Origin of the sequence: Streptomyces sp. NBC_00986, assembly GCF_045162565.1 — a bacterium.
Classification (GTDB): Bacteria; Actinomycetota; Actinomycetes; order Streptomycetales; family Streptomycetaceae; genus Streptomyces.
The window spans coordinates 6,796,271-6,814,154 of the sequence record NZ_CP108733.1 but is presented as its reverse complement, the minus strand read 5'-3'; the positions used below and the strand labels follow the sequence as shown (position 1 = coordinate 6,814,154).

Sequence of the window (17,884 nt, the reverse complement as noted above, 5' to 3'; positions counted from 1 at the left end):
CTGGCCGGGCCACAGGTTGCGAACCCGGCGACTAATCGGGGTGTCTCGCCATATCTCCGGACAAACGTCCAGGTGTCAGCGTTGCAGCAGTGCGAACGACGCCCCTTGATTGTCCGTGACGACCGCCACTTTCCCGTACGACGTCTCGAAGAGCGGAACCTGCACCCGCCCCCCGAGCCGGTGCACGGCCCTCAGGACAGGCTCGATGTCCTCGACCCGGAAGTGAACGAGGAAATGCGGCGGCATCTCCACCGGGAAGACGTCGGAGACGGGAGCGCGCCCGAAATCGGGGGCGGCATCCGGTCCGAAGAGGGCGTCTGTGAAAAGTCCGCCGTAAAAATTGTTCGCGGCCTCCGTGTCGCGGGCGTACAGCTCGGCCCAGCCGAAGGTGCCGGGCTTGTGCCGGGTCCCGAAACCGGGGTGCCGGGCCGCCTGCCACAACCCGAAAACAGAGCCTTCGGTGTCAGCGGCGAGAACGGCGGTGCCCAGTTCCCCCAAGGCCACCGGAGCCATGACGACCTGCCCGCCGGCCTCCCGGATCCGCCCGCTCAGCCGCATCACGTCCGGCGTCGCGAAGTACACCGTCCACACGGTCGGCATCCGCCCGTCCGCCTTGTGGGCGAGCGCCGCGACCGCCTCGCCGTCCTTGCGGGCCCATACGGAGCCGCCGTACGCCTCCTCGAAGGTCCACCCGAAGAGCTCACCGTAGAACCGCCTGCCCGCCGCCAGGTCCGGAAGCTGTGCGTCCAGCCAGCAGGGGACGCCCTCTCCGTAGGTCTTTTCCTTCGCGGATGCCCTGTTTTCGGCCATACCGTCAAAGTAACGGCGCCGCACGCACCCCGCAGACCAGGCACACCACCCTCTGGACCCTCGTGCACCCCATTTGCAGTCGGCCGAATCGCGCTCCGATCACCCCTCGGTAAGCTGACGGCATGACAGGACAAGTGCGTACCGTCGACGGCCGCGTGGCCGGCCGGCGTGGGCAGGCGACCCGGCAGAAGCTGCTCGACTGCCTAAGCGAGATGCTCAGCTCCTCCCCTTACCGGGACGTCAAAGTCATCGATGTCGCCCGGAAGGCGGGTACTTCGCCCGCGACCTTCTACCAGTACTTCCCGGACGTCGAAGGCGCCGTCCTGGAGATCGCCGAGCAAATGGCCACGGAGGGCGGTCAGTTGACCGAACTGCTCGCCGGCCGTTCATGGGTCGGCAAGGCGGGTTGGCAGACCTCTCAGGAACTCGTGGACGGTTTCCTGGAGTTCTGGCGCAGGAACGACGCGATCCTCAGGGTCGTCGACCTCGGAGCCGCCGAGGGAGACAAACGGTTCTACAAGATCCGGATGAAGATCCTGAACTCCGTGAACAACTCCCTCTCGGACGCGGTCGCCGAGTTGCAGTCCAAGGGCAAGGTCGACAAGGACGTGAACCCGGCGGCGGTCGCCGGTTCACTGGTCGCGATGCTCGCGGCCGTCGCCTCGCACCAGAAGGGTTTCCAGACGTGGGGCGTCAAACAGGCTGAACTCAAGCCGAACCTGGCGCTGTTGGTCCACCTGGGCGTGACCGGCAAGAAGCCGACGAAGTAGGAGTTCCTGCTTTCCAGGCTCTGACTTCTCAGGTCCCAAGTCCTGTCTCGCGGGCGGTGGTTCACTCCGGTGGACCACCGCCTGCCCTGCATCCACGACGAGTTCAGCGCCGCACGACCCGGAACAGCCGGATCTCCCGGTCCACCCGTTTCTGGTACGTGGCGTACGGCGGCCAGAAGACGAGCGCGGTCTTCCACACCTCGGCCCGCTCCTCCCCCTCCAACAGCCGTGCGATGACCGGGATTTCCTGCCCTCTCCAGCTGATCTCGGCATCGGGATGGGCGATCAGGTTGTACGTCCAGGCGGGATGCCCGGCACGTCCGAAGTTGGACCCGACGAGCACCCAGCCATCCCCTTCCGGCATACAGGCAAGGGGACTGCGCCTCACCTGCCCGCTCCTCGCCCCGGTCGAGGTCAGGATCACCCCCGGCAGCATCTGGGCACTCAGCAGCACCTTCCCGCGCGTGAGCCGGTGCACGGTCCGGTCCATGGCAGGGATGACATGCGGGGCGATCCGCGCGAACGCCCGCGTCGACGAAACCTTCTGCACCGCACGCACACCGATCACACCGTCACCTCGCGGCTCTCGAAGAGGCGCGCACCCTCGGCGGCGTACGCCCGCAGCCGGTGCACCGGCCCGAACAGCAGCTCGTCCCCGGCGGCACGCTTGAAGTAGAGATGGGCGTCGTGCTCCCAGGTGAACCCGATCCCGCCGTGCAGCTGAATCCCTTCAGCGGCAGCGGTCCTCAGGGCCTCCAACGCCTGCGCAAGAGCGAGCCCACCGGCCCGCTCCCCCTGCCCAGTCGCCCAAGCGGCGTAATAGGCAGCCGACTTGGCCGCCTGCACCTGCACATACACATCGGCCAACCGGTGCTTGACCGCCTGGAACGACCCGATGGCCCGCCCGAACTGCTCACGCTGCTTGACGTATTGGACGGTCCGCTCCAGCGCGCGATCGGCGGACCCGACGGCTTCGGCGGCGAAGACGGCGGCGGCGGTGTCGCCGGTGGCGGAAAGCTCCCGCAGAACGCGAGGACCGTCGTCCGCCCCGAGCAACTCGGCTTCCACATCCCGTAGTTCGAGGCGCGCCTGCGGCCGGGTCGCGTCAACTGCGGTCTGCCGTACGCGTACGAGCCCCTCCGCGTCGCCCGCCACCAGGAACAGCAGAGTCCGCGACCGGGCAAAGCCTCCGGCATGGGCGGCGACAAGAAGCACCCCCGCACTGTGCCCGTCGAGAACCTGCGCGACCTGCCCGTACAACCGCCACCCGGAGTCTCCGACCTGCCGGGCCTGCACCCCGCCCGCGCGCCCGCCCCCGGCCCACTCGCCGTCGTTGGCGCCGGTGAGGGTGAGGGCGGTGGTGAGGGCGGTGCCGGGTACGGCGAGGGCGGCGGTGAGGGAGCCGGCGGCGATGCGGGGCAGGAGCCGGGCGCGCTGGGTCTCGGTGCCGAGGGCGAGGACGAGCGGGGCGACGAGCACGGCGGTGGCGAGAAGCGGCGAGGGGGCGAGGAAACGGCCGGTCTCCTCTGCCGCGAGGGCGAGTTCGGTCGCCGAGCAGCCGACACCGCCGTAGGCCTCGGGGAGGGCGAGCCCGGGCAGGCCGAGTTGCTGGGCGAGGGCGGTCCAGAGAGCGGGGTCGTGTCCGGTGGGGGTGTCGACGGCGGCACGCAACTCGTTGGAACCGCACCGCTTTTGGAGCAGTTCGCGGAGGGTACGGCGGATCTCGTCCTGCTCGGCGGTGAAGCTGGCGTCCATGGCACTTCCCTCCAGATCTGACGGTCCGTCATATTAGGAGTCCGGGCACGATATGCACAGAGGGAGGAGGCCCCTCATGCCAGTGGGGAGCCGCAAGGTCGCCGTGGTGGGCGTGGCCCTGTCCGACTGCGGACGGGTCGACGACACGACCCCCTACGCCCTGCACGCCCAGGCGGCCCGCCGCGCACTGGCGGACGCGGGCCTGAACCGGGCGGTGGTGGACGGCTTCGCGTCGGCGGGCCTGGGCACGCTGGCCCCGGTGGAGGTGGCCGAATACCTTGGCCTGCGCCCCACTTGGGTCGACTCCACCTCGGTCGGCGGCTCGACGTGGGAGGTGATGGCGGCCCACGCGGCGGACGCGATCGCCGCGGGCCACGCGAACGCCGTCCTCCTGGTCTACGGCTCGACGGCCCGAGCCGACATCAAGGCGGGCCGCAGAACCGGCAACCTCTCCTTCGGCACGCGGGGCCCCCTCCAGTTCGAAGTCCCCTACGGCCACACGCTGATCGCCAAGTACGCGATGGCCGCGCGCCGCCACATGCTCGAATACGGCACGACGATCGAGCAGTTGGCGGAGGTGGCGGTACAGGCCCGCGCGAACGCCGCCCTGAACCCCGACGCGATGTTCCGCGACCCGATCACCGTGGACGACGTGCTCTCCGGCCCGATGATCGCCGACCCCTTCACCAAACTGCACTGCTGCATACGGTCCGACGGCGGGGCAGCGATCCTGCTGGCGGCCGAGGAGTACGTACGGGACTGCCGTACGGCACCGGTGTGGATCCTCGGCACCGGGGAGCACGTGTCGCATGCCGCGATGTCCGAGTGGCCGGACTTCACGGTGTCACCGGCGGCGGTGAGCGGGCGGCTGGCCTTCCAGCGAGCAGGAGTTGCGGCATCGGAGATCGACTTCGCGGAGATCTACGACGCGTTCACCTACATGACGTTGGTGACGCTGGAGGATCTGGGTTTCTGCGCGAAGGGCGAGGGGGGTGCCTTTGTGGAGAAGGGGCGGTTGCGGGTGGCCGGCGGGGAGTTGCCGGTGAACACGGACGGGGGTGGGCTGTCGGCCCAACATCCCGGGATGCGGGGGCTGTTCCTGCTGGTGGAGGCGGTACGGCAGCTGCGGGGGGATGCCGGGGCCCGTCAAGTGACGGGGGCGGACGGCGACTTGCCGCGACTGGCGGTGGCCTCCGGGACGGGGGGCTGGTTCTGCTCCTCGGGGACCGTGGTGCTGGGGCGGGACTGAGCCATCAGGGACTTCCAGGATCGGTTCCGCTTGAAGGGCAGTTCGAAGATCTGGGAGAAGAGCCATGCCGTCAGCACCGAGACGGGCAGGCCCAGGAGAAGCGTGAAGCAGAAGGTGTGCAGCCCGGGCGCGACGAAATGGGGGGCCACTCGGCGGATGACGACCAGGACGATCGGCAGGTGGATCAGATAGAGGCTGTAGGAGAAATCACCGAGGCGCTGAAGGGGCCGCGTGGTCAACAGCCGTACAAGAAAGGCAGGTTGGCCGGTGGCGACCGCGGCGATCAGCATCGTCATGGCGGGAGCGATGGCGAGATCGATCCAGAAGTAGTGGCGCACCGTCCAGACGGAACCCTGGATGAAGCCGAGCGCCAGCACAGGCAGGGCGGCCAGTACGGCGAACCACCCCCACGGCAGACGTCGAACCCGCTCCGACGCGACGACGATTCCCGCACCCACCACTCCCGCGACGAACACGGGGGCGAGATGCGGGGCGAGCCAGTTGTCACCCTCGACCGGGTTCGCGCCGGGGGCCATCAGCCCGCGGACGATCACCGGGAGCGTCACGCACGCGACCGCGGCGGCCGCGCTGAACCGCCGCCGGACAAGAAGGATGAGGGGGAAGAGGAGATACAACTCGGCCTCCACCCCGATCGACCAGAACGCGCCGTTCGGGGTCGGGGCGAAGAACACATCCTGAAGGACAAGACCATAGACGAGAACTGACGATCCATCAGGCGGCCCGTAGTGCGAAGCCGGCACCACGAACAGCGAGATGACGAGGCTCATGGCCAACGCCGCCCAGTACGGCGGCAGGATGCGCCAGGCGCGTCGGCGCAGAAACTGGGCGACACCGCCCGACCGCCAGCCGTGCCGGGCCGGGGAGATGGCGAGCGAGAAGCCGGACAGCACCAGGAAGAAGACGACGGCGATACGCCCGAACATCAGCACGTCCAGCACGCGGGGTGCCGAACTGTTGGGATACCCCGGGAAGGCGTACAACCAGCAGTGGAACAGCACCACATACAGCGCCGCCAGCCCGCGGAGACCGTCCAGCCCCAGCACCTGCCGACGTACGGGTGCCGCGCTCGCTCTCACATCCACTGAAACTGAAATCGCTCGGCCCTTCCTTCGACGCCACCCTCAGCGAGTGGTACGCGGCGTCCGGCCGGGCAGTTCAACGGTCGGGGTGGACCGTGATGACGGCCTTGTCGTTGCTCGGGTCCGGGTCGCGGTCGCCGACGTACCAATCCTGGGCCGGTTTCTTGTCCTGGAGGGTCAGGGTGCCTTCGCCCGGTTCGCCGAGGCGCATCGTGAACGTGAAGGTCTGGGTCCTGCCGGGCTCCAGAGCTTTGATGTCACAGGTGTAAGTGAAGGCGCCGTTCTCGCAGTAGGGCTCGTATTCGTCCTCGTCGTACTCCTGCATGGGCTGCTTCACCATCTCCATGCCGAGCGGCGGGCTGAACACGAGCTTCTCCGCGGCGCCGGCGTCGGCGGGGCCGTTGTTGCGGACGGTGAGCTTGAAGGTCCGCTTGGTGCCAGGGTCGCCGTACAGATCCACATCGGAGACCGAGTAATCGGCGTAGGTGTCGAGCACCACGTTCGTCCAGCCGCCGCCCTTGGCGTAGGTGCCCTTCTCGGCGGTGGTGGCTTCAGGACGGAGAACCGGACCGTCACCGTGGTCCCCACCGGCCATGACACCCCCGTATTCCGGTCCCATGTCCAGCGCCCGGGCCTTGCTGTTGAAGGAGGCGTACATCTTCGTCTCGGGTGTACGGAGTCGGAGCGCGGGCTGGACGGTCACGGTCTGCCCGGGCGCGATGCGGAGATCCGGGAACTCGCAGACCGCGATGTGGCCCTTGTAGAAGCCCGGATAACGGCAGTTGGCGTACCGCTCCTCGAACTCCAGCTGCTCTAGGCCGACTTCGAGCGCCAGTCCCCTGACCGGCACCTCGCCGGTGTTCCGGATGACGATCGGTTCGGTCAACTCCGCATCGGGGTGAACTCCCGTACGGGACTTGGCAGTCAGGACCTCAACCACCGGCTCGCCTACGACGGCCTTCGTCCGCGCGGTGACCTTCCTGCCACTCCGGTCCGTGTACGTGTACCGGACCACACCGGCGTCCCCCGGCTTACTGCCCTTGGCCGCGACCAGGGAGACACCGCCGTCGGACCTGCTGTCGTACTCGGAACGCACCTCACACGTCATATGTGTGGGGCTGCCCGTACAGTTCCCGCCTTTACGCAGCACGACCGCGCTCTTCGCACCGGGCAGCACGTCCACGGTGAGGGTGTGATCGGCGGACCCCCTGACACCGGTGTGCGCCTTGCCGTCGTCGGCGGAGAAGTGGAACGGGTCCTTGTCATGAGGGCCGGACTTGTCGCCGACGGGGCGCAGGTAGAACATCTCGGGCGCGGTGATCGAGGGGGCCTTGTCGGTTGCGCCGCTGCCACAGGATGTGAGCGCCGCGAGCAGGAAGGTGACGGCTGCTCCGACGCCGGCCGCGCGCTTCAACGGACGACGCCCGTTCACAGTCTCCCCGCTTTCCCTCCGATGAGCTTGGGGATCAACGTACCCCCTGCCTGTGACTCGACGACGAGGAGATTACGACCCTCCCCTTGCTGCCCAACTCCCTCTCACCAGTGGACGTTGGGCCACTCGCTTCTTGGCCAGTGTCGGGCTTCCACGGCCCGAGTAAAGGGCGCTCCCTGCGGTCGCGTCGGCTACGCCGATTCCGCTCCGCTCCACCCTTGACACGGTCCGCTCCAGCCCGTTTCAGAAGCGAGCGAGCGGCCCTGAGGAACGGGTGGCCAAGGTGGGGAGGCCCATGCCTGTACTGCGTTGTCGGCCGGTGCGAGGGGCGCGTCCGCGTCTCGCCAGCACGCCGCCTCGGCTCAGCGGCCAACCCCGAGTGGGTGGATGAGTGGTTGCTGGAAGCCGGGAGTAAATCTGACCACCGCCACGGGAGTTGACTGGTTAGAAAGACCCCAGCTTCCAGAGGGTGCGAGGCCGAGGGCCGGGGAGGGGCGGGGTGGGGTGGGGTGGGGTCGGGTGGGGTGGGGTGGGGTGGGGCTGGAAAGTGTGACACTTCCGCTTCAACTGTCACACTTCCGCGGACGGGTCCCCCGGGAGGGGCGGTTGGCAAGCGGGAGTCACCACCCGCGCCATCACCCAGGCCATCACCTAGGCCACCGCCCGGGCCGTCGCCCAGAACCGGCGGCCGGGAAGCCCCCACCGGCCGACAGCCGCCGAGCCGACCCGGCATGCAGCCGAGACGCCAGCGCGCCACCACGCCCCCAACCCCGACCCCGCCACCTCCGGAAGCCGGGGTCCTTTCTAACCAGCCAAAGGGCATGAAGGTGGTTAGTTTTACCTACAGCCTCCAGCAACCACCCACCCACCCACCCCCGATCCACCCACCCCCGCCCACTCCCCCATCCACCGTTGGCCGCTGAGCCGAGGCGGCGTGCTGGCGGGGCGGCAGCGCGCACCCTCGCACCCCACCGGCCGGTAGCCGCTAAGCCCGCCCGGCGTGCTGGCGAGACGCGAACGCGTCCCCTCCGCACCGGCCGACAACGCAGTACAGGTACGGGCATACGTACCTGGCCACCCGTTCCTCCGGGCCGCTCGCTCGCTTCTGAAACGGGCTGGAGCGGACCGTGTCAAGGGTGGAGCGGAGCGGAATCGGCGCAGCCGACGCGACCGCAGGGAGCGCCCTTTACTCGGGCCGTGGAAGCCCGACACTGGCCAAGAAGCGAGTGGCCCAACGTCCAGTACACGGCTCAGGGCCAGAGCAACCCCTTCGACCAGCCCCGCTCCTCCCGGACATAACTCAGGCGCACGTGTCGTCGTAGCGCATCACCCTGAAAGAACTCGACCTCGTCAGGGAACACGCGGTACAGGGTCCAGGACGGGGCAGGGGTTTGCGGGTCTCGTTGTGCCAGTTCCCAGGCCGCCTCCGACGCCTGCGTCAACTCGCCCAAGGACGGGAGGACTTCGCTCTGGTGGCCGGTCAGGGCTGCTGCCAGGGCGCCCGTCGAGTGGGCTTGGAGGTCCGACTGGGATTCGGTCGGGGTTGCCGGGATGACCGGGCCTCGCAGGCGGACCTGGCGGCCGAGGCGGGGCCAGTAGAAGGCGAGGGCCGCGTAGGCGAAGCCCTTGAGTTGGTGGCCTTTGCGGCTTGTGGAGTGGGTCGCGAAGGACCAGCCCTCCTCGTCCGCGCCGTGCAGCATCACCATCCGTACGTCGGGGAGACCGCCGCCCTCCGTCGCCGGGTCGCCGTCGCGCGTCGCCAGCGACATCACGTGGGGTTCGGGCTCACCCGCCGCCAGCGCCTCCGCGAACCACGTGGTGAAGAAGGGGAGGGGGGTGTCCGGGGTTGCGGTCGGGTCCAGGGGTGGGAGCTTGGTCAGCTCGGGGGCCCATACCCGTAGTGATCTCAGTAGTTCGTGGAGGTCCGTTCCCGTTGCCATGGGGTGAGTATCACCTCGGGGCCGGCGCGGGGTGGAAGTCATAGCCCGCGAAGTCCTCCACCGGGCGGTAGCCGATGCGCTGGTAGAGGGCGTTGCTCGTGGGGTTGGCCAGGTCCGTGAACAGGAGTACCTCTTCCGCGCCCGCCGCCCTCGCCATTCTGCTGACCTCCACTGTCGCCGCGCCCGCGTAGCCCCGGCCCCTGAGGTCCGCCGGGGTGTAGACGGGGGCCACCCGGATCTGGCCGGCCACCTTCGTCGTGAGCCCGGCCATGGAAACCGGCGTGCCGTCCGGGGTCTCCCAGAGCGTGATCCCGCCGTACGCGATCCGGGAGTCGGCCCACTCGCCGGGGTCCTGCGAGGTGCCGCTCTCGCCGATCGCCTTGGTGAACTCGACGTACCAGCGCATGAGTTGTTCGCGGTCGTTTGCCGTCGCGACTCTCGGGCGGCCCGGTGGGGAGGGTTTCGGGATCGTCAACTCGCCCAGGCGGTACAGGCGTTGGCGTGCGTGGAGGTTGGAGAGGGCACCCGTTCGGGTTGCCCATGCCTCCGCGAACCTCGATGCCGTGTCCAGTTCACCCATGGTTCCCGGCAACTCGTCGCCACGCAAGGCCAGTTGGGCGGCCAGCTCGATGGCCTCCTCTGCGGTGAGGGGTGTCAGCATCAGGCGGCCGGGCGGTGTGCGGAAGAAGGCGGCCCGTACTTCGCCGTCTCGTTCCAGGGTGCCGAACACCGGGTCGCCCTCGCCGTACATCCGCAGCCCTCGGCTGCGCAGCGCCGCCGTCACCGTCAGGTGAACCGTGTGCAGGGCGGGGCGGGAACGCAAGAACTCCCCTGCCCGGGTGAGGAATTGGTCCAGGTCCCCGGTGATGTGCCAGTCGTCGGTCGTCACAGCTGGACCTCCGGGTCCGTCGCCAGCCGGCCGTGCAGGTGGACGTCGCGGAACGCGTCCCGCCGGCCCGCCTCGAACATCGCCCCACGCAGCGTCCCCTCGGCCGGGAACCCGCAGTGCTCGGCGATACGGCAGGACGCGTCGTGGCCGAGGGCATGGCCCAGTTCGAGGCGGTGCAGGCCCAGGTCGGTCAGAGCCCAGCGGGCGGCGAGGGTGAGGGCGCGGGTGGCGACGTTGCGGCCGCGGGCCTCGGGGAGCGTCCAGTAGCCGACGCGGGCGACGCGGATGACGTGGTCGATGTCGTTGACGCCGATGTGCCCCAGCGTCGTACCGCCGACCGCGTCCGTGACGCAGAACGACGCGCTGACGCCGTCCTCCGCGTTCTCGGCGCGGGAGCGCAGCGAGTTGCGGGCACCGGTGACGTCCGTGATCGGCCGCAGTGGGGTGTTCCAGCGTTGGAACTCGGGGTCGGACACCCCGCGCAGCCAGTCCGTCACATCGGTGTCGTCGTCGGCGTCCCAGGGGCGCAGCCGAAGTCCATGACCGTTCAGCTCGGGGAGGGGGTGCTGGAGAGACCGCTCGCGTATGTGGGCCATCGCGCCATTGAATCAAGCGTCGCGCGCACCGGGTACGTCATTTTCCCTCGGCCTGAACACCGGCACCCCGTCCCGGAACGCCACCTCGACCGCCATCCCCGCGCACAGTTCGGCGGGCCCTGCCTGCACCATTTCCGTCATCATCCGCGGGCCCTCCGCGAGATCGACCACCGCCGCCACGTACGGCACCCGCTCCCCGAAGGGGGGCAGGTCGTTGCGGTGGACGACGGACCAGGTGTAGAGGGTGGCCCGGCCGGTCGCGGGTTCCCAGGTGACGTGCTCGCTCCAGCAGTGGGGGCAGAACTCGCGGGGGTAGTGGTGGGCCCGGCCGCAGTCCGTGCAGCGGCGGAGGAGCAGGCGGCCCTGCGCCGCCGCCTCCCAGTAGGTGCGGGTGAACGCGTCGGGCTCGGGGACGTCGTAGCGAGGCAAGGCGGTCATGAGAACCATCCCAGGGCCGCGTCCACCGACCACACCTGCCAGGACATCGCGAAGAAGGCCACCAGGGAGATGAGCGCCATCATCGCGTTCTGCCCCTGCTCCGCCCAGTCGTGGATCATCAGCGTGAAGTAGAGGACGTTGAGGAGCAGGCCCCCGACGAGCGCGGCCGGGGTGAGGAAGCCCACGACCAGGCCGAGGCCGACCGCCAACTCGGCGTAGACGACGACGTACGCCATCGTGCGCGGGCGCGGCGCGACCATCACGTCGAAGCCCGAACGGACCGCCGTCCAGCGGTGTTTGGCGGCGACGTCGGCCGCCCAGGCGATGCCGGTGCCGCGTTCGAACCAGGCCTTCTTGTCCTTGTGCCGCCAGCTCTCCAGCCACCACAGCCCGAGTCCGATGCGGAGGACCGCGAGCCAGTCCGCTCCGCTGAGCCAGATCGCATCCATGAATCTGACGGTACGTCAGAAGCTGAAGAAAGCCGAGAGGGAGCCATGAAAATCCTGTGCGCGGACCCTGCCGCTGTGGGTCCGCCATGAATCCCCGCAGATTGTTGACGATTTTGTTCGACGCCGATTACGTTCGCAAGCGCAAGGTCAAGGAGCGGTCGGGAAGACGCGGTCGGAAGACGAGAGGCAGCACGGTGAAGCACAGGGCAGTGAAGCGCAGGACGGTAGTCATGGGCATCGGCGCGACCGCCGGTGTCGCGGCGGTCGGCGGCATCGCGCTCAGCGCGAACGCGAGCGACTCGAAAACGTCGTCCTCGTCCTCCTCGGACACCCTGGTCTTCGACCCGGACGCCTACACGAAGCTCACGAAGACCATCACGGACACCGCGGGCACGAAGCACACGGTCGTCTACCACTTCTGGAAGGCGATCACGTACGTCGCCAACCCGGTGGACGCCACCTACCAGTCCCTGATCGTCAGCTCCCCGGTGGAGATCGACGGCAAGGCGGTCGACGCGAGCAACGCCCCGATCCTGCTCGCCAACTCCGTCGGTGGCTACCTGCCCGCCTCCGTGGCGACCGCCACCGAGGTCGGCGGCGGCGGTTCCGCGATGGGCGGCGGCGCGGCCCCCAGCGGCGCTCCGACCAGCTCGACCAGCGGTTCGGCCGCCCCGAGCGCATCCGCCTCCGCCCCCGGCGCCAACGGCAACACCAACGCCACCGGCGGCGCCACCTCCAGCAACCAACTCCTCGCGCTGGCCGCCGGCTACGTCGTCATCGAGCCCGGCGCCCGCGGCCGTACGCTCAAGAACTCCAGCGGCGAGTACTACGGCACCGCGCCCGCCGCGATCGTCGACCTCAAGGCCGCGGTCCGCTACATCAAGTCCAACAAGGGCCGCATCCCCGGCAACGTCGAGCGCATCGTCTCCGCGGGGACCAGTGCGGGCGGCGCGCTGTCGTCCCTGCTCGGCGCGTCCGGCGACAGCCCGATCTACGACAAGTACCTGAAGGCGCTGGGCGCGGCCGACGCCTCCGACGCGATCTTCGCGACCGGCGCCTGGTGCCCGATCACCGACCTGGAGCACGCGGACGGCGCCTACGAGTGGAACTGGGGCGCCAACGACCTCAGCACCGGCAAGACGGTCGACCAGACGGTCTCCAAGGCGCTGCAGGCACAGTTCGCCGAGTACCAGGCCGGTCTGAAGCTGCGCGGCCTCGGCGGCTTCGGGCCGCTGAACGCCCGCAACCTCGACGCGTACATGGTCGAGCAGTACCTGGAGCCCTCGGCCACCACGTACCTCGCCGCCCTCTCCGACTCCGCCCGCGCGACCTACCTGAAGGCCAACACCTTCATCACCTGGTCCGGCGGCAAGGCCACCTTCACCTGGGCCGACTTCCTCACCCACGTCGGCGCCCGCAAGAAGGACGCCCCCGCCTTCGACGCCTTCGACCTGTCGGCCGGCGAGAACAACGAGTTCGGCACGGGCACCACCCTGGCCCGCCACTTCACGGCGTACGGCGCGAAGAACGACTCAACGGGCCTGAGCAGCAAGCGGGTTCCGAGCGACATCCCCGCCAAGCTCGACCTGATGAACCCGATGCACCACCTGGTCGAGAAGGTCAACCCGAACCGCTCGAAGCACTGGTGGATCCGCCTCGGCACCAAGGACTCGGACACCGCGCTGACGGTCGCCGCCAACCTCGCCGCCCGCCTCGACAACCTGGGCGACGACGTGAACCACATCTACTACTGGGACGAGGGCCACGGCGCCAACACCGACCCGGGCGACTTCATCACGTGGATCGCCCAGGTGACGGGCCACAAGGCCAAGCGCGGCGAGTAGCCCCGACCGCCTCGTGTAGGCCCCCAGGACGCGGCACCGGTTTCCCGTCATACATTCCGGTCGCCGCCGACACGACGCCGAGCCCCTTCGCGCACGACGCGGGCTCGGCGTCGTGGCATGTCCGGACCCGCGGCCACACCCATGACCACGCCCCCCATCCCGCTCCCACAACCAGAGCCCCTACGCCACCCACCTCACCCACTCCTCCACACCCGTGATCGATCCGCAACCAATTCCGGGCTTGACCGAGACCCATCAACGTGGGACGTGATTACGCTCGCGCTCATGGCCGACTCCACAGCGTCCCCGACCCCCGCGGCGCAGAACCACGCAGACCGTCCCGTGTACGTCATCGGCGGCGGCCCCGGCGGTCTCGCCGCCGCGTACGCGCTGCGCGCGCAGGGCATCCGTGCCGTCGTACTGGAGCGGTCGGACCGGGTCGGAGCGTCCTGGCGCAGGCACTACGACCGCCTGCACCTGCACACCACCCGGCGGCTTTCGAGCCTGCCCGGGCTCACGATGCCGCGCCGGTTCGGCCGCTGGGTCTCGCGGGACGACGTGGTGCGCTATCTGGAGAAGTACGCCGAGGTCCACGAGCTGGAGATCGTCACCGGCGTGGAGGTCTCCCGTATCGAGCGCTCGGCGGACGGCACCGGCTGGCTGCTGCACGCCACCGGCGGCCGTGAGCTCACCGGCCGCGCGGTCGTCATCGCCACCGGCACCAACCACACCCCCCGCATCCCCGACTGGCCCGGCCGCGACACCTACACCGGCCGACTGCTGCACGCCGCCGACTACCGCAACGCCCAGCCCTACACCGGCCAGGACGTCCTCGTCGTCGGCATCGGCAACACGGGCGCGGAGATCGCCGTGGACCTGATCGAGGGTGGCGCGTCCCGCGTCCGCCTCTCCGTCCGCACCGCCCCGCACATCCTGCGCCGCTCGACCGCGGGCTGGGCGACCCAGTACACAGGCGTTCTCGTACGACGGCTGCCGGTCGGCCTGGTCGACCGGCTCGCGGGGCCGGTGTCCAAGGTCAGCGTGCCGGACCTGTCGGCGCAGGGGCTGCCGCGCCCCGACACCGGGCTGTACAGCCGGGTCAAGGAGGGGTCGATCCCGGTGCAGGACGTCGGGCTCATCGACGCCGTGCGCAAGGGGCGGGTCGAGATCGTGCCGGCCGTGGAGAGCTTCGAGGACGGCAAGGTCGTCCTCGCCGGCGGCGACCGCATCGGCCCGGACGTCGTGATCGCGGCCACGGGCTACGCCCGCTCCCTTGAGCAACTCGTCGGCCACCTCGGCGTGTTGGACGCCCGCGGCAAGCCGGTCGTGAACGGGGCCCGCACGTCGAAGGACGCGCCCGGCCTGTACTTCACCGGCTTCACCAACCCCATCAGCGGCATGCTCCGCGAACTGGCCATCGACGCGGAGAAGATCGCGAAGACGGTCGCCAAGGCCGTCCGCAGAAGTGCCGTGAGCTAGGGTCCGTCCGTTCTTTGCGTGCACGACAGTTCCTGACGCTGTGTCAGTTCAGTAATCTGACAGTGCGTCAGTTGATTATGCCGTCACACAGGAGCGGGGCGGACCGATGCTTGGATCAACCCACGGCACCCTCACCACCGACTCCCGCCGGGCCCGGGTCATCGCCTGCGGTGAGCAACCCGGCCCCGCCGTCCACGGCAGGCCCGCCGACGTCGACGATCTCGACGTCAGCGGGCGGCCGTTGTACGCGGGCGTACCCGACCTGGACCGTTTCTTCCGCCCCGAGTCGGTCGCCGTGATCGGCGCCTCAGACGCGGAGGGCCGCCCGAACACCGGCATCACCCGCCAACTCATGGCCTGGGCAGGGAGGGTGGGGGCCCGTCTGCACCCGGTGCACCCCACCCGCGCGACGGTCTTCGACGTCCCCTGCTTCCCCTCCATCACCGACCTCCCCGAACAGGTCGACCTGGCCGTGGTGCTGGTGGCCGACCCCCTCCCCGTGATCGAGCAACTCGCCGAGGCGAAGGTGAAGTTCGCGGTCGCCTTCGCGTCGGGCTTCGCGGAGACGGGCGAGGAGGGGGCGCTGGCACAGGCCCAACTGGCCGCCGCCGTAGGCCGATCGGGCCTGCGCCTCCTCGGCCCGAACACCAACCTCAACGCCTTCGAGAACTTCCGCGAGGACCTGGACGGACCCGCGATCGCGCTGATCACCCAGTCCGGCCACCAGGGCCGCCCGGTCTTCGCCCTCCAGGAACTCGGCATCCGCCTCTCCCACTGGGCCCCCACCGGAAACGAGGCCGACCTGGAGACCGCCGACTTCATCTCCTACTTCGCCGAGCGCCCCGAAGTCGGCGCCATAGCCTGCTACGTGGAGGGCCTCAAGGACGGCCGCTCCTTCCTCCTGGCCGCCGACCGCGCCGCCCGCCGCAAGGTCCCGGTGGTCGCGGTGAAGGTCGGCCGCACGGAGACCGGCGCCCGTACGGCCGCCTCCCACACCGGCAAACTCACCGGCGCCGACACGGTGGTGGACGCGGCGATGCGCCAGTACGGCGTGATCCGCGTCGACGGCCTGGACGAACTCCAGGACACGGCGGCCCTGTTGGCGCGGGCGAAGCCTCCCGTGGCCGAGGGGGTCGTCGTGTACTCGATCTCCGGCGGCACGGGCGCGCACTTCGCCGACCTGGCGAGCGAGGCGGGACTGCGCCTCCCGCAACTGTCGGAGGCGAAACAATCGGAACTCCACGAGTGGATACCGCCGTACCTGAGTGTGGCGAACCCGGTCGACAACGGCGGCCACCCGGTGGGTGATTGGCGCGGCCGGAAGATCATCGACGCGATCCTCGACGACCCGGAGGTAGGGGTGCTGGTCTGCCCCGTCACGGGCCCGTTCCCCCCGCTGAGCGACAAGCTGGTGGAGGACCTGGTGGCCGCCGCGGAGGAGACCGACAAGCTGGTGTGCGTGGTGTGGGGCTCACCGGTGGGCACCGAACCGGCGTACCGCGAGCGGCTGTTGGGCTCGTCCCGGGTGGCCACCTTCCGCACGGTGGGGAACTGCATCACCGCGCTCCGCGCCTACTTCTCCCACCACCGCTTCGTCCACGCCTACCGCTCCCCCTTCGACGAGGCCCCCCGCGCCCTCTCCCCCTCCTTCCGCAAGGCCCAGGCCCTGATGCGCCCGGGCCAGCAGCTGAGCGAACACGCGGCGAAACAACTCCTGCGCGCCTACGGGATCCGGGTCCCCCGCGAGCAGTTGGTGACCAGCGCGGCAGCGGCCGTACGGGCGGCGGGGCTGGTGGGCTACCCGGTGGTGATGAAGGCGTCCGGCGCGCAGATCGCGCACAAGACGGAGCTGGGCCTGGTGAAGGTCGGCCTGACGTCGGCCAGCCAAGTCCGGGACGCCTACCGCGAGTTGACGGACATCGCGCGCTACGAGGACGTGACCCTCGATGGTGTCCTCGTCTGCCAGATGGTCGAACGGGGCGTCGAGATGGTCGTGGGCGTCACCCAGGACGAACTCTTCGGCCCGACGGTGACGGTGGGGCTCGGCGGGGTCCTGGTGGAGGTCCTGCGGGATGTGGCCGTGCGGGTGCCGCCGTTCGGGGAGGAGGCGGCGCGGGACATGCTCGGCGAGTTGCGCGGGCGGCCGTTGCTGGACGGGGTACGGGGACGCCCCCCGGCGGATCTCGACGCCCTGGTGGAGGTGATCCTCCGGGTGCAGCGCATGGCCCTCGAACTGGGCGATGTGCTCTCGGAGTTGGACATCAACCCGCTGATGGTGCTGCCCCGGGGGCAGGGCGCGGTGGCGTTGGACGCGCTGGCGGTGTGCCGATGACTGAGATCGTGTACACGATCTCCGGCCGGGTCGCGTACGTCACGCTCAATCGACCCGAGGCGCTGAACGCGATCACCCCGGGCCAACGGGACCGCCTGATAGGCCTGTTGACCGAGGCATCGGCGGACCCCTCCGTACGGGCGGTGGTCCTCACCGGCACCGGTCGCGGCTTCTGCGCGGGTGCGGACCTGCGGGGAGGCGGAGCGTCCGAGGATCGAATCCCCGGTGACGTCGCCCGCGTGATCCGCATGGGCGCGCAACGCCTGATCGCCGCCGTGCTGGACTGCGAGAAACCGGTGATCGCCGCGGTGAACGGCACGGCGGCCGGCCTCGGCGCCCACCTGGCCCTGGCCTGCGATCTCGTACTGGCCGCGGAGTCGGCGAGGTTCATCGAGGTGTTCGTACGGCGGGGGCTGGTCCCGGACGGCGGCGGCGCGTATCTGCTGCCGCGCCTGCTCGGCCCGCAGCGCGCGAAGGAGCTGATGTTCTTCGGCGACGCGGTGAGCGCGGCGGACGCGGAACGACTCGGCCTGGTCAACAGGGTCGTAGCGGATGAGGAGTTGGAGAAAACGGCCCGCGACTGGGCGGAACGCCTCGCCACCGGCCCGACCCGAGCCCTCGCCCTCACCAAGCAGTTGGTGAACGCGTCCCTGGACAGCGACCGTACGACCGCGTTCGCGGCGGAGGCGGCGGCGCAGGAGATCAACATGACGACGGAGGACGCGCGGGAGGGCGTGGCCGCATTCGTGGAGCGCAGGAGCCCCGAGTACCGAGGGCGGTGACCCGGGGCGCCCGAGTCGT

The 17,884-nt window shown here is 69.7% G+C and carries 16 protein-coding genes; 6 read left to right on the top strand and 10 right to left on the bottom strand.

The genetic code is table 11. The annotated features are described in order from the left end of the window. Positions 1 to 75: 75 nt before the first annotated feature. Positions 76 to 810 carry a VOC family protein gene (locus tag OG504_RS30550; protein WP_405992677.1) on the bottom strand — a complete coding sequence of 245 codons (735 nt, stop codon included), beginning with the start codon at positions 808 to 810 and terminating at the stop codon, positions 76 to 78. 134 nt (positions 811 to 944) lie between these two features. Here OG504_RS30550 and OG504_RS30545 point away from each other — a divergent pair, with 134 nt between their 5' ends. After that, complete coding sequence (locus OG504_RS30545) at positions 945 to 1,580, top strand: TetR family transcriptional regulator (RefSeq protein WP_318021707.1); 636 nt, start codon at positions 945 to 947, stop codon at positions 1,578 to 1,580. Between the two features lie 103 nt (positions 1,581 to 1,683). On the opposite strand, the gene OG504_RS30540 is transcribed toward OG504_RS30545, so the two are convergent. Together OG504_RS30540 and OG504_RS30535 are read right to left on the bottom strand one after the other, a co-directional pair. Continuing rightward, positions 1,684 to 2,148: a nitroreductase/quinone reductase family protein gene (locus OG504_RS30540; protein WP_405992676.1), complete on the bottom strand. Its 465-nt coding sequence runs from the start codon at positions 2,146 to 2,148 to the stop codon at positions 1,684 to 1,686. Continuing rightward, positions 2,145 to 3,335, bottom strand: coding sequence for an acyl-CoA dehydrogenase family protein (locus tag OG504_RS30535; RefSeq protein ID WP_405992675.1), 1,191 nt, complete (start codon positions 3,333 to 3,335; stop codon positions 2,145 to 2,147). Before OG504_RS30535 ends, OG504_RS30540 begins: the two co-directional genes overlap by 4 nt. 76 nt (positions 3,336 to 3,411) lie before the next feature. Here OG504_RS30535 and OG504_RS30530 point away from each other — a divergent pair, with 76 nt between their 5' ends. Next, positions 3,412 to 4,584, top strand: coding sequence for a thiolase C-terminal domain-containing protein (locus OG504_RS30530; protein ID WP_405992674.1), 1,173 nt, complete (start codon positions 3,412 to 3,414; stop codon positions 4,582 to 4,584). On the opposite strand, the gene OG504_RS30525 is transcribed toward OG504_RS30530, so the two are convergent. From OG504_RS30525 to OG504_RS30495, 7 genes are all read right to left on the bottom strand, one after another. Beyond that, entirely contained in the window at positions 4,482 to 5,681 is a 1,200-nt protein-coding gene (locus OG504_RS30525) for an acyltransferase family protein (protein WP_405992673.1), read from the bottom strand. The genes OG504_RS30530 and OG504_RS30525 overlap by 103 nt on opposite strands. 79 nt (positions 5,682 to 5,760) lie before the next feature. Next, complete coding sequence (locus tag OG504_RS30520; RefSeq protein ID WP_405992672.1) at positions 5,761 to 7,116, bottom strand: hypothetical protein; 1,356 nt, start codon at positions 7,114 to 7,116, stop codon at positions 5,761 to 5,763. Positions 7,117 to 8,366: 1,250 nt separating this feature from the next. Continuing rightward, positions 8,367 to 9,056, bottom strand: coding sequence for a pyridoxal 5'-phosphate synthase (locus OG504_RS30515; protein WP_405992671.1), 690 nt, complete (start codon positions 9,054 to 9,056; stop codon positions 8,367 to 8,369). 10 nt (positions 9,057 to 9,066) lie between these two features. Then, positions 9,067 to 9,945 carry a GNAT family N-acetyltransferase gene (locus OG504_RS30510; RefSeq protein WP_405992670.1) on the bottom strand — a complete coding sequence of 293 codons (879 nt, stop codon included), beginning with the start codon at positions 9,943 to 9,945 and terminating at the stop codon, positions 9,067 to 9,069. Further along, entirely contained in the window at positions 9,942 to 10,541 is a 600-nt protein-coding gene (locus tag OG504_RS30505; protein WP_405992669.1) for a GNAT family N-acetyltransferase, read from the bottom strand. The genes OG504_RS30510 and OG504_RS30505 overlap by 4 nt, the downstream gene beginning before the upstream one ends. Positions 10,542 to 10,553: 12 nt before the next feature. Beyond that, the gene (locus tag OG504_RS30500; RefSeq protein WP_405992668.1) at positions 10,554 to 10,979 is read right to left on the bottom strand and encodes a Zn-ribbon domain-containing OB-fold protein; all 426 of its coding nucleotides are present in this window, start codon (positions 10,977 to 10,979) and stop codon (positions 10,554 to 10,556) included. Continuing rightward, positions 10,976 to 11,428 (bottom strand): DoxX family protein, encoded by a 453-nt coding sequence (locus OG504_RS30495; RefSeq protein WP_405992667.1) that lies wholly within the window; start codon positions 11,426 to 11,428, stop codon positions 10,976 to 10,978. Before OG504_RS30495 ends, OG504_RS30500 begins: the two co-directional genes overlap by 4 nt. A gap of 230 nt (positions 11,429 to 11,658) precedes the next feature. Here OG504_RS30495 and OG504_RS30490 point away from each other — a divergent pair, with 230 nt between their 5' ends. The 4 genes from OG504_RS30490 to OG504_RS30475 all read left to right on the top strand — a co-directional run bounded on the left by OG504_RS30490 (position 11,659) and on the right by OG504_RS30475 (position 17,865). Next, entirely contained in the window at positions 11,659 to 13,272 is a 1,614-nt protein-coding gene (locus OG504_RS30490) for a subtype B tannase (RefSeq protein WP_405992666.1), read from the top strand. A gap of 285 nt (positions 13,273 to 13,557) precedes the next feature. Beyond that, entirely contained in the window at positions 13,558 to 14,751 is a 1,194-nt protein-coding gene (locus OG504_RS30485) for a flavin-containing monooxygenase (protein WP_405992665.1), read from the top strand. A gap of 106 nt (positions 14,752 to 14,857) precedes the next feature. Beyond that, positions 14,858 to 17,083: an acetate--CoA ligase family protein gene (locus tag OG504_RS30480; protein ID WP_405992664.1), complete on the top strand. Its 2,226-nt coding sequence runs from the start codon at positions 14,858 to 14,860 to the stop codon at positions 17,081 to 17,083. Further along, complete coding sequence (locus OG504_RS30475; protein WP_405992663.1) at positions 17,080 to 17,865, top strand: enoyl-CoA hydratase/isomerase family protein; 786 nt, start codon at positions 17,080 to 17,082, stop codon at positions 17,863 to 17,865. Before OG504_RS30480 ends, OG504_RS30475 begins: the two co-directional genes overlap by 4 nt. Positions 17,866 to 17,884 lie beyond the last annotated feature (19 nt).

What these genes read in the sequence shown, in the direction of transcription:
- OG504_RS30485 (WP_405992665.1), top strand. Translation starts at nt 13,558, where the DNA reads ATGGCCGACTCCACAGCGTCCCCGACCCCCGCGGCGCAGAACCACGCA.
- OG504_RS30475 (WP_405992663.1), top strand. Translation starts at nt 17,080, where the DNA reads ATGACTGAGATCGTGTACACGATCTCCGGCCGGGTCGCGTACGTCACG.
- OG504_RS30500 (WP_405992668.1), bottom strand. Translation starts at nt 10,979, where the DNA reads ATGACCGCCTTGCCTCGCTACGACGTCCCCGAGCCCGACGCGTTCACC.
- OG504_RS30490 (WP_405992666.1), top strand. Translation starts at nt 11,659, where the DNA reads ATGGGCATCGGCGCGACCGCCGGTGTCGCGGCGGTCGGCGGCATCGCG.
- OG504_RS30550 (WP_405992677.1), bottom strand. Translation starts at nt 810, where the DNA reads ATGGCCGAAAACAGGGCATCCGCGAAGGAAAAGACCTACGGAGAGGGC.
- OG504_RS30495 (WP_405992667.1), bottom strand. Translation starts at nt 11,428, where the DNA reads ATGGATGCGATCTGGCTCAGCGGAGCGGACTGGCTCGCGGTCCTCCGC.
- OG504_RS30530 (WP_405992674.1), top strand. Translation starts at nt 3,412, where the DNA reads ATGCCAGTGGGGAGCCGCAAGGTCGCCGTGGTGGGCGTGGCCCTGTCC.
- OG504_RS30515 (WP_405992671.1), bottom strand. Translation starts at nt 9,056, where the DNA reads ATGGCAACGGGAACGGACCTCCACGAACTACTGAGATCACTACGGGTA.
- OG504_RS30480 (WP_405992664.1), top strand. Translation starts at nt 14,858, where the DNA reads ATGCTTGGATCAACCCACGGCACCCTCACCACCGACTCCCGCCGGGCC.
- OG504_RS30505 (WP_405992669.1), bottom strand. Translation starts at nt 10,541, where the DNA reads ATGGCCCACATACGCGAGCGGTCTCTCCAGCACCCCCTCCCCGAGCTG.
- OG504_RS30535 (WP_405992675.1), bottom strand. Translation starts at nt 3,335, where the DNA reads ATGGACGCCAGCTTCACCGCCGAGCAGGACGAGATCCGCCGTACCCTC.